Here is a 10571-nt window from a genome sequence, read left to right as displayed (position 1 = left end):
CGCAAGCACCGTCCGGCGCTCGAAAGTCTTGGGGGAAAGATCCGACGCTCGCGGGCGGGGGTGCCCTTGCGGCGCCGGGACCATGTGTAACGACCGGCAGCCCGCCATCATTCCGGGCCTCAACCCTCACCGGCTGGCGGCGGGGGGACCGCTACCGCGATCGCCGGGCCAACCCTCAGCCGGCGGGGCCGGCGGGGGATCGTTACTGCGATCGTCCGGGGATGTAACGACCGGCCGGGCACCATCATTCCGCGGCCCGGGCCACGCACCGGTCCAGGCAGCGCGGGCTCTTGCTCGATCGTCCGCATGATGTAACGCCCCCGACCCGGCCGAGATTCCACCAGCCGGATGCGGCCGGTCACACCCACTAACCGGACACCCACCCCAGCACCCGACAGACGACACCAGGAAATCGCACCGGTTCGGGCCGGTGCCCGATTACCGAGCAGGGCGACCGACGGCATGGACCTCCGGGAGGCGCCATAGCGGAACGAGCGGATACCTCACAGTCATCAAAATGCCTCTCAGGTATCACCGCCAAGAGACACCATGCCGCCTGGTGACGACACGCCCATCCGGCGACGCTGACGGGAGTAGACCTGACCGCCCGGAGCCGGGCACGGCGGGCCACACCCCCAACCGCAACCGATCACCGTCCCGGCACGGCCACCCCAACCGCAAACCGACCACCGTCCCGGCACGGCCACCCCAGCCACAAGCCGACCACCGTCCCGGCACGGCCACCCCAACCACAAGCCGACCACCGACCCGGCACGGCCACCACCCCACCCGCGTCTCGGAGCCGGACAGGTCGGCACCAGGCCGGAGGCGGGGCGCGGACCGCGCGGAAGCCCCACACCGCAGGACCTAGGGTGGTGACCGTGGCGACCCTTCTGCTTCTGCGACACGGCCGGACGACCGCGAACGCGGACGGCGGGCTGGCCGGCCGCCAGCCGGTCGAGCTCGACGACACCGGCCGGGCCCAGGCCAGCGCGGTCGGCGAACGGCTCCGGCCGGTGCCGCTGGCGGCGGTGGTGACCAGCCCGTTGATCCGCTGCCGGCAGACCCTCGAACTGGCGCTGCCCGGGGCGACCCCGGTGGTGGAGGAGGGACTGATCGAGTGTGGCTACGGCAGCTGGGAGGGGCAGCCGCTGAAGAAGCTGGCCAAGGAGCCGCTCTGGCCGGTCGTCCAGCAGCACCCCAGCGCGGCGGTCTTCCCGGAGGGGGAGGCGATGGCGGCGATGGCGGCCCGCGCGGTCGCGGCAGTGCGGGCCTGGGACGCCCGGGTGACCGCCGAGCACGGTCCGGAGGCGGTCTGGCTGGCCTGCAGCCACGGCGACGTGATCAAGGCCATCGTGGCGGACGCGCTCGGCGTACATCTCGATCTTTTTCAGCGGATCGTGGCGGACCCGGCGTCGGTGACCGCGATCCGCTACACGCCGGTGCGCCCCTTCCTGCTCCGGCTCAACGACACCGGCGGCGACCTGGCCGGCCTGGTGCCGCCGCCGCGCAAGCGGCGCCGGCGGGCGACCCGGGCGGCCGACTCGGACGCCGCGGTCGGCGGCGGTGCGGGGGCGGGCCGGTGACCCCGGCACGACCCACCGGAGCAGGGCGGACCGGCCGGTACGCCGGGGGCGCCGGCGCGGTGGCGATTCGGGTGTCGGTGGGGTGCGCGTCGCCTTGGCGCGCCGGATAGGGTCGTGGGTATGACCCACCAGGTGCACGCCTTCGAGCCGCCGGAGCGGTTCGTCGCCGGGACCGTCGGGCCGCCGGGGGACCGCACGTTCTTCCTCCAGGCGCGCGGCGGTGGCCGGCTGGTCAGCGTCGCGCTGGAGAAGGTCCAGGTGTCGTTGCTGGCCGAGAAGCTGGAGGAGCTGCTCTCCGAGGCGCAGCGCCGGTTCGGGGTCGAGTTGCCCGAGCCGGTCGCCACCGTCGGCGACAACGACCCGCTGGACACGCCGGTCGACGAGGAGTTCCGGGTCGGCACCCTCGGGCTGGCCTTCGACGTGGACACCGCAACCGTGGTGATCGAGGCGATCGCCGCCGGCGAGGCGGAGGCCGAGGTCGAGTTGGGTGAGCCCGACGACGACGAGGACTCCGACGACGACGAGCCCGACGACGACCTCGACCGGCTCCGGGTGCGGTTGACCCCGGAGGCGACCCGCCAGTTCATCGAACGGGCCCGGCGGGTGGTCAACGCCGGCCGGCCGCCCTGCCCGCTCTGCGGCCAGCCGCTGGACCCCGCGGGCCACCTCTGCCCGCGGCACAACGGTTACCACCGGTGACGTCGTCCGGCCTGCAACCCCGCCAGGACGGCGACGCCGCGCTCCGGCTGCTCCGCGACGGTGAGCTCGACCTCGAGGGCCGGCTGGTGGACGCCTCGAACACCACCCTGCGCGGGATCCTGACCCTCGACGGGGTGACCGCCCGCTGCGTCTACAAGCCGGTCCGGGGGGAACGGCCGCTCTGGGACTTCCCGGACGGCACGCTGGCCGGCCGGGAGGTCGCCGCCTACCTGGTCTCCCGGGCCACCGGCTGGGACCTGGTGCCACCGACGGTGCTGCGCGACGGCCCGTTCGGGCCGGGGTCGTGCCAGCTCTGGATCGACGAGCCGGCCGACGCCGAGCCGCTGGTCGGGTTCGTCCCGGCCGACGCGCTGCCGCCGCGCTGGTTCCCGATCGCCGCCGCCCGTGACGACGACGGCACCCCGTACGCCCTGGCGCACGCCGACGACCCGCGGCTGGCCCGGCTGGCGGTGCTCGACGCCGTGCTCAACAACGCCGACCGCAAGGGCGGCCACGTGCTGGTCGGCCCGGGCGACCGGATCTACGGCGTGGACCACGGGGTGAGCTTCCATGTCGAGGAGAAGCTGCGGACGGTGCTCTGGGGCTGGGCCGGCCGACCGTTGCCGGCCGACGCGGTGGAGATGCTCGACGCGCTCGCCGGGCAGGTCGCCGGGGCGCTCGGCGCCGAGCTGGCCGACCACCTGACGATCGGCGAGATCGCCGAACTGGCCGCCCGGATCGACCGGCTGCGCGGCGGTGGCCGGTTCCCGCAGCCGCCGGAGGACTGGCCGGCGGTGCCCTGGCCGCCCATGTAGCCGGCTGTCGTGATGATCACCCCGGGGCTCGTCCTGCGCCGTCGTACCGCTGGATAGGCTGACAATCATGGAGTCTTGGGCGGGACACAAGGTGCCGCGGTTGCCCGGCAGGGGCGGGCCGCTGGCGTTGTTCGACTCGGCGCGGCAGGGGGTCCACCCGAGCGAGCCGGCCGGCACGGCCACCATGTACGTCTGCGGCATCACCCCGTACGACGCCACCCACCTCGGGCACGCCGCCACCATGATCACGTTCGACCTGGTCCAGCGGGTGTGGCGGGACGCCGGGCTGACCGTGCGCTACGTGCAGAACGTGACCGACATCGACGATCCGCTGCTGGAGCGGGCCGCCCGCGACGGGGAGGACTGGAAGGTCCTCGCCATGCGGGAGACCGCGCTGTTCCGGGAGGACATGGAGGCGCTGCGGATGATCCCGCCGGCGCACTACGTGGGCGCGATCGAGTCGATCCCGGACATCGCCGAGAAGGTCCTGATGCTGCTCAAGGACGGCGCCGCGTACCGGCTGGAGGACGGCACCGGCGACGTCTACTTCGACATCGCGGCGGCGCCCCGGTTCGGCTACGAGTCGAACCTGTCCCGCGAGCAGATGCTGGAGATCTTCCCGGAGCGCGGCGGCGACCCGGAGCGCGAGGGCAAGCGCGACCCGCTCGACCCGCTGCTGTGGCGGGGCGCCCGCGAGGGGGAGCCGTCCTGGCCGGGTGGTGAGCTGGGCGCGGGCCGCCCGGGCTGGCACATCGAGTGCGCGGTCATCGCGTTGAACCTGCTCGGCGAGCGGATCGACGTGCAGGGCGGCGGCAACGACCTGCTCTTCCCGCACCACGAGTGTTCCGCCGCGCACGCCGAGCGGCTCACCGGCGAGGCGCCGTTCGCCGCGCACTACGCGCACGCGGGCATGATCGGTCTGAACGGCGAGAAGATGTCGAAGTCCCGGGGCAACCTGGTCTTCGTCTCCCGGCTGCGGGCCGACCAGGTCGACCCGATGGCGGTGCGGCTGGCGCTGCTGGCCGGGCACTACCGCAGCGACCGCTCCTGGACCGACGACCTGCTCATCGCCGCGCAGGAGCGGCTGGGCCGCTGGCGGCGGGCCGCCGCCGCGCCGGCCGGGCCGTCCGGCGCGGCGTTCCTGGCCGGCGTACGCGCCCGCCTCGCCGACGACCTGGACACCCCGGGCGTGCTGGCGCTGGCCGACGAGTGGGCTGCGGCGGCGCTCGCCGGCACGGACATCGACGCGGCCGCTCCCGCCCTCTTCGCCGACACCCTCGACGCCCTCCTCGGCATCCGCCTCTGACCTGACGGGCCGCCCCGGGCGCCGCCCTGCCCGTCGATCACGACGTTGTTGCCGCGACGCGCCGAGGTGGAGCGGTTCATGATCAATGGGGCTGGCCCCGGGGCGGGGCGGGTCAGGCGAGGGTCAGGCCGGGGTCGGGGTCCGGGGCGGGGGTGGGGGCGGGGATCTTGTATTCCTCGGTCAGGGTGGTGACCGGGCCGGGCCAGGTGGCCTGGGCGACCTCGATCGGCTTGCGGGCGCCGTCGTAGGCGACGTGCAGCAGGTGCAGCACGGGGGTGTCCGGGCGGATCTGCAGGATCTCCGCCTCCTCCCGGCTGGGCTGGCGGGCGCTGATCGTGTCGGTGGCCGAGACGTACCGCCGTCCGATGGCCTCCTCGGCCTCCTGGTAGAGCGGCCGGCCGTACGCCTCGGCGCGTTCCAGCGAGGTGCCGGCGGCGTCGGCGGGCAGGAACCAGGAGGCGCCGACCTCGACCGGGGAGTCCTCGGTGCGCACCAGGTGCCGGCGGCAGACCAGCTCGGTGCCGTCGGGCACCCCGAACGCGTCGGCCACCTCGGGCGGGGCGGCGGCGCGGTCGACCGAGACGAGTTGCTGCCGGTACCGGGCGGCCAGGTCGGTGTGGTAGCCGCGGAAGCCGCCGTACCGCCCGCGGGAGAGCCGGTTGAGCCGCCGCCGGGTGCCCCGGACGTACGTCCCGGAGCCGGGCTTGGTGATCAGGATGCCCTCGACCCGCAGCTGGTCGACGGCGCGTTGGACGGTCTGCTTGGCCACCCCGAACATCTCGGCGATGGCCGGGATGGACGGCAGCCGCTCGCCCGGCCCCCAGTCACCCCGGCGCACCTGCGCCTTCAGCTGCGCGGCGATCTGCCGGTGCGGGAACTCGGCCGCGCCCGGATTGATCTGCATGCCCGCCTCCTCGATCACAGCTAGGTTCCTAGGATGCCCGAGAGGGTGTGACCGCGCCACCCGCGACGCGCCGAAAACCGGGCCCCGGACGAAGGTCCGGGGCCCGGTACGGCAGGGGGAGGGGACTACCAGGAGCCGGCGGTCGGGCCGGCCGAGCCGCCGCGGCGGCGCAGGTACTTCTCGAACTCCTGGGCGATCTCGTCACCGGTGAGCGGCGTGATGCCGGCGTCGCCGACCCGCTCCTCCAGTTCCCGCACGTACTCGCCCAGCTCGGCGTCCTGCTCGGCGGCGCTGCGAACCCGCTGCTCCCACTCGGCGGCCTCCTCGGCCAGGTCGGACATCGGCACCGGCAGGTCGAGCACCTCCTCGACCCGGTGCAGCAGGGCGAGGGTGGCCTTCGGGCAGGGCGGGTTGTTGGCGTAGTGCGGGACGTGCACCCAGAACGAGACGGCGTCGACCTCGGCCCGGGTGCAGGCGTCGTGCAGCACCCCGACGATGCCGGTCGGCCCGTCGTAGCGGGTGGGGGTGAGCTGGTAGCGCTGGGCGGCCTGCGCGTCGGAGGCGCTGCCGCTGATCGGCAACGGCCGGGTGTACGGCACGTCGGCCAGCAGCGCGCCGAGCAGCACCACCCGCTCGACCTCGAGGCTGTGGCAGATCTCCAGCACCTGCTCGCAGAAGGTGCGCCAGCGCATGCTCGGCTCGATGCCGCGGATCAGCACCACGTCGCGCTCGGTGCCCTCGGGGCTGGCCACCATGAACCGGGTGGTGGGCCACTGCACCTGGCGGGTCTCGCCCTCGGCCATGGTGATGGTCGGCCGGCTGACCTGGAAGTCGTAGAAGTCCTCCGGGTCAAGCTCGGTGACCTGCCGGGCGTGCCAGACCTGCTCCAGGTGCTCGACGGCGGCGGTGGACGCATCCGCGGCGTCGTTCCAGCCCTCGAACGCGGCGATGGCCACCGGGGACCGCAGCACCGGCAGTCCGTCGAACTCGGTCACGCCGTCACCTCACCCTGCTCGTCTCGGACGGTGCCGGGACCGTGCCCGGTGTAACGCCGGCCGGGCGTGGGGGCGCTGCTGTTGTCCTTCACGTCGCCAGCCTACGTCCCGGTGCGGGAGGCGGCCCGGTGGCCGCGCCGGTCCGCGCGCGGGAAGCAACGGGCATAGCGCACCAGATCGGACGGGGTGATCCCGCTGACAGTATCTGGGACGGGGGTACGGGGCGCGACGGGACCGAAGCCGGCACATTAACCTGAACGCGTGCGAACTTCGTTGCTCGACGTACTGGCAGACCGGATCCTGATCGCCGACGGCGCGATGGGGACGATGCTGCAGGCGGCCGACCTGACCCTGGACGACTTCGAGGGCTACGAGGGCTGCAACGAGGTCCTCAACGTGACCCGGCCGGACGTGGTCCGCGGCGTGCACGAGGCGTACCTGGCCGCCGGGGCGGACTGCGTCGAGACGAACACCTTCGGCGCCAACCTGGCCAACCTCGGCGAGTACGACATCGCCCACCGGATCCGGGAGTTCTCCGAGTCCGGCGCCCGGATCGCCCGCGAGGCCGCCGACGCCTTCAGCACCCCCGACCGGCCCCGGTTCGTGCTCGGCTCGATCGGGCCCGGCACCAAGCTGCCCACCCTCGGGCACGCCGACTACGCCACGCTGCGCGACGCGTACCAGGAGAACGCCGCCGGCCTGATCGCCGGCGGGGCGGACGCGCTGATCATCGAGACCTGCCAGGACCTGCTCCAGGTGAAGGCGGCGGTGGTCGGCGCGAAGCGGGCGATGGCCGAGATCGGGTCGACGGTGCCGATCATCTGCCACGTCACCGTGGAGACCACCGGCACCATGCTGCTCGGCAGCGAGATCGGTGCGGCGGTGACCGCGATCGAGCCGCTCGGCGTCGACCTGATCGGGCTGAACTGCGCCACCGGCCCGGCGGAGATGAGCGAGCACCTGCGCTACCTCTCGCAGCACGCCGGGGTGCGGCTGTCGGTGATGCCGAACGCCGGCCTGCCGCAGCTGACCGCGGACGGGGCGGTCTACCCGCTGACCCCGGTCGAGCTGGCCGACGCGCTGGAGCGGTTCGTCGTCGAGTACGGCGTCTCGCTGGTCGGCGGCTGTTGCGGCACCACCCCGGAGCACATCCGGGTGGTCGCCGAGCGGCTGCACGGCGCCCGGCCCGGGCCCCGCGAGCCCCGCCACGACCCGGGCGTCTCCTCGATCTACCACCACGTGCCGTTCGCCCAGGACGCCAGCGTGCTGATGGTGGGGGAGCGGACCAACGCCAACGGCTCCAAGGCGTTCCGCGAGGCGATGCTGGCCGCGGACTGGCAGGCGTGCGTGGAGATCGCCCGCAGCCAGGCCCGGGACGGCTCGCACCTGCTGGACCTCTGCGTCGACTACGTCGGCCGGGACGGCACGACGGACATGCGCGAGTTGGCCGGCCGGTTCGCCACCGCGTCCACCCTGCCGATCATGCTGGACTCCACCGAGCCGGCGGTCGTCGAGGCGGGCCTGGAGATGCTCGGTGGCCGGTGCGTGGTCAACTCGGTCAACTTCGAGGACGGCGACGGCCCCGGGTCCCGCTACGCCCGGGTGATGCCGGTGGTCGCCGAGCACGGCGCCGCGGTGGTCGCGCTGCTCATCGACGAGGAGGGTCAGGCCCGCACCAAGGAGTGGAAGGTACGCGTCGCCGAGCGGCTGATCGAGGACCTGACCGGTCGCTGGGGCCTGCGCCGCTCCGACATCCTCATCGACGCGCTGACCTTCCCGATCGCCACCGGCCAGGAGGAGACCCGGCGCGACGGCATCGAGACCATCGAGGCGATCCGGGAGATCGCCCGCCGCTGGCCGGGGGTCAACTTCACCCTGGGCATCTCGAACGTCTCCTTCGGACTCAACCCGGCGGCCCGGCAGGTGCTCAACTCGGTCTTCCTGCACGAGTGCGTGCAGGCCGGGCTGACCTCGGCGATCGTGCACGCCAGCAAGATCCTGCCGATGTCGAAGATCCCCGACGAGCAGCGCGAGATCGCCCTCGACCTGGTCTACGACCGGCGACGCGAGGGCTACGACCCGGTGCAGCGGTTCATCGAGATCTTCGAGGGCGTGGACGCCGCCTCGGCGCGCGCCGGCCGGGCGGAGGAACTGGCCGCGCTGCCGCTGGAGGAGCGGCTCAAGCGGCGGATCATCGACGGCGAGCGCAACGGCCTGGAGGCCGACCTGGACGCCGCGATGGCCGGCGGCCGGACGCCGCTGTCGATCATCAACGACATCCTGCTGGACGGGATGAAGGTGGTCGGCGAGCTGTTCGGCTCCGGGCAGATGCAGTTGCCGTTCGTGCTCCAGTCCGCCGAGGTGATGAAGACCGCGGTGGCCTACCTGGAACCGCACATGGAGAAGGCCGACGACGGCGGGAAGGGCCGGATCGTGCTCGCCACGGTCAAGGGCGACGTGCACGACATCGGCAAGAACCTGGTGGACATCATCCTGTCCAACAACGGCTACGAGGTGGTGAACATCGGCATCAAGCAGCCGATCAACGCCATCCTCGACGCCGCCGAGGAGCACCGGGCCGACGCCATCGGCATGTCCGGGCTGCTGGTCAAGAGCACGGTGATCATGAAGGAGAACCTCGCCGAGATGGCGTCGCGCGGGGTCGCGGAGCGCTGGCCGGTGCTGCTCGGCGGGGCCGCGCTGACCCGGGCGTACGTCGAGGACGACCTGCGGTCGATCTTCCCCGGCCAGGTGCACTACGCCCGGGACGCCTTCGAGGGGCTGTCCCTGATGGATCGGGTGATGACCGCCAAGCGGGGCGGGGCGCCGGTCGTCGACGCCGAGCGGGAGGCGGCCCTGGCGGCCCGCCGGGCGCGCCGGGAGCGGCAGCGGGCCATCGTCAACGAGTCCCTGCCGGAGCTGGACGACGCCTCGGTCCGCTCGGACGTGGCGACCGACGCGGAGGTGCCGGCCCCGCCGTTCTTCGGCACCCGGGTGGTCAAGGGTGTGCCGCTGGCCGACTACGCGGCGCTGCTCGACGAGCGGGCCACCTTCCTCGGGCAGTGGGGCCTGCGCGGCGCCCGGGGCGGCAAGGGGCCGTCCTATGAGGAGCTGGTGGAGACCGAGGGCCGGCCGCGGCTGCGCTACTGGCTGGACCGGCTGATCGCCGACAAGGTGCTGGAGGCGGCCGTGGTCTACGGCTACTTCCCCGCCTACGCCGAGGGCAACGACCTGGTGGTGCTGGACGAGAACGGGCACGCCGAGCGGGCCCGGTTCTCCTTCCCCCGGCAGCGGCAGGAGCGGCGGCTCTGCCTGGCCGACTTCTTCCGCCCTCGGGGCGACCAGCTGGACGTGGTGGCCCTGCAACTGGTCACCGTCGGCCAGCCGGTCAGCGAGTACGCCGCGAAGCTGTTCGCCCGCAACGAGTACCGCGACTACCTGGAGGTGCACGGGCTGTCCGTGCAGCTCACCGAGGCCCTCGCCGAGTACTGGCACCGGCGGATCCGCGCCGAGCTGGTGCTGCCGGGCGGCCGTACGGTCGCCGACGACGACCCGGCGGACCTGGCCGGGCTGCTGCGCACCGACTACCGGGGTTGCCGGTACGCGTTCGGCTACCCGGCCTGCCCCGACCTGGAGGACCGGGCGAAGGTGGTCGAGCTGCTCGGTGCCGAGCGGATCGGGGTGCAGCTGTCGGAGGAGTTCCAGCTCATTCCGGAACAGGCCACCGACGCGATCGTGGTGCACCACCCGGAGGCCAGCTACTTCAACGCCAAATAGTCGGGCGCTCTGGCCTGCACTTCCACGCCCGGCGAGGGCCATTCACCCATGATCATGCCGTCTCCAGGCCGTCACCGCGGCGTTCGGGCCGTGGTCGGCGTGGACCTCACCGAACGCCTTGTCGATGGCCCAGCTGGTGTGGTCCTCACCGTTGGGCAGCAGGTGGGTGTAGCTGTTCGGCCAGTCCGACGATGATGCCCTCCGGGCCGCGGACGTAGCAGAGCGGACAGCTGTCCTCGTACTGCGCCAGCTCGCCGACGAGTTCGGCGCCGTGGGTGCGCAGGCGGGCGACGACGTCCTCGATGTCGTCGACGGCGAACATGATGCGCCGAATGCCCAGCGTGTTGGCCGGTGCATCCTTCGGCTCGGCGCTGATCGCCTTGGGCGTGCGGAACATCGCCAGCTCGATTCGGCCGTGGCCGTCCGGAGTCCGCAGCATGGCGTGTGCTGGTCGATGCTTCGACGACGTCTCGCGGACCGACAGGGATC

At 73.0% G+C, this 10571-nt stretch carries 8 protein-coding genes; 5 read left to right on the top strand and 3 right to left on the bottom strand.

Annotated features, from left to right (window positions below):
- Positions 1 to 872: 872 nt before the first annotated feature.
- The 4 genes from AC1WTP_RS11390 (at position 873) to mshC (ending at position 4406) form a co-directional block, all read left to right on the top strand.
- The gene (locus AC1WTP_RS11390) at positions 873 to 1586 is read left to right on the top strand and encodes a histidine phosphatase family protein (RefSeq protein WP_481649180.1); all 714 of its coding nucleotides are present in this window, start codon (positions 873 to 875) and stop codon (positions 1584 to 1586) included.
- A 120-nt stretch (positions 1587 to 1706) separates the two neighbouring features.
- Positions 1707 to 2285 (top strand): DUF3090 domain-containing protein, encoded by a 579-nt coding sequence (locus AC1WTP_RS11385; protein ID WP_447136595.1) that lies wholly within the window; start codon positions 1707 to 1709, stop codon positions 2283 to 2285.
- The gene (locus AC1WTP_RS11380) at positions 2282 to 3100 is read left to right on the top strand and encodes an SCO1664 family protein (protein WP_481649179.1); all 819 of its coding nucleotides are present in this window, start codon (positions 2282 to 2284) and stop codon (positions 3098 to 3100) included. Before AC1WTP_RS11385 ends, AC1WTP_RS11380 begins: the two co-directional genes overlap by 4 nt.
- Before the next feature lie 67 nt (positions 3101 to 3167).
- Positions 3168 to 4406: a cysteine--1-D-myo-inosityl 2-amino-2-deoxy-alpha-D-glucopyranoside ligase gene (gene mshC, locus AC1WTP_RS11375; protein WP_481649178.1), complete on the top strand. Its 1239-nt coding sequence runs from the start codon at positions 3168 to 3170 to the stop codon at positions 4404 to 4406.
- Positions 4407 to 4518: 112 nt separating this feature from the next.
- On the opposite strand, the gene AC1WTP_RS11370 is transcribed toward mshC, so the two are convergent.
- On the bottom strand, positions 4519 to 5310 hold the full coding sequence (locus AC1WTP_RS11370) for a GntR family transcriptional regulator (protein WP_481649177.1): 792 nt from the start codon (positions 5308 to 5310) through the stop codon (positions 4519 to 4521).
- Between the two features lie 125 nt (positions 5311 to 5435).
- A complete protein-coding gene (locus tag AC1WTP_RS11365; protein WP_447136599.1) occupies positions 5436 to 6305 on the bottom strand; it encodes a PAC2 family protein in 870 nt (289 codons plus the stop codon).
- Between the two features lie 261 nt (positions 6306 to 6566).
- On the opposite strand from AC1WTP_RS11365, the gene metH reads away from it, so the two are divergent.
- Complete coding sequence (metH, locus tag AC1WTP_RS11360) at positions 6567 to 10082, top strand: methionine synthase (RefSeq protein WP_481649176.1); 3516 nt, start codon at positions 6567 to 6569, stop codon at positions 10080 to 10082.
- 145 nt (positions 10083 to 10227) lie between these two features.
- Here metH and AC1WTP_RS11355 read toward each other — a convergent pair whose 3' ends face one another.
- Positions 10228 to 10521 carry a VOC family protein gene (locus AC1WTP_RS11355; RefSeq protein ID WP_481649175.1) on the bottom strand — a complete coding sequence of 98 codons (294 nt, stop codon included), beginning with the start codon at positions 10519 to 10521 and terminating at the stop codon, positions 10228 to 10230.
- Between the last annotated feature and the right edge of the window lie 50 nt (positions 10522 to 10571).

The organism is Micromonospora sp. R311 (assembly GCF_056780015.1).
Note: the sequence above shows the minus strand (reverse complement) of the source record. Positions and strands in the feature narration are given on the sequence as shown.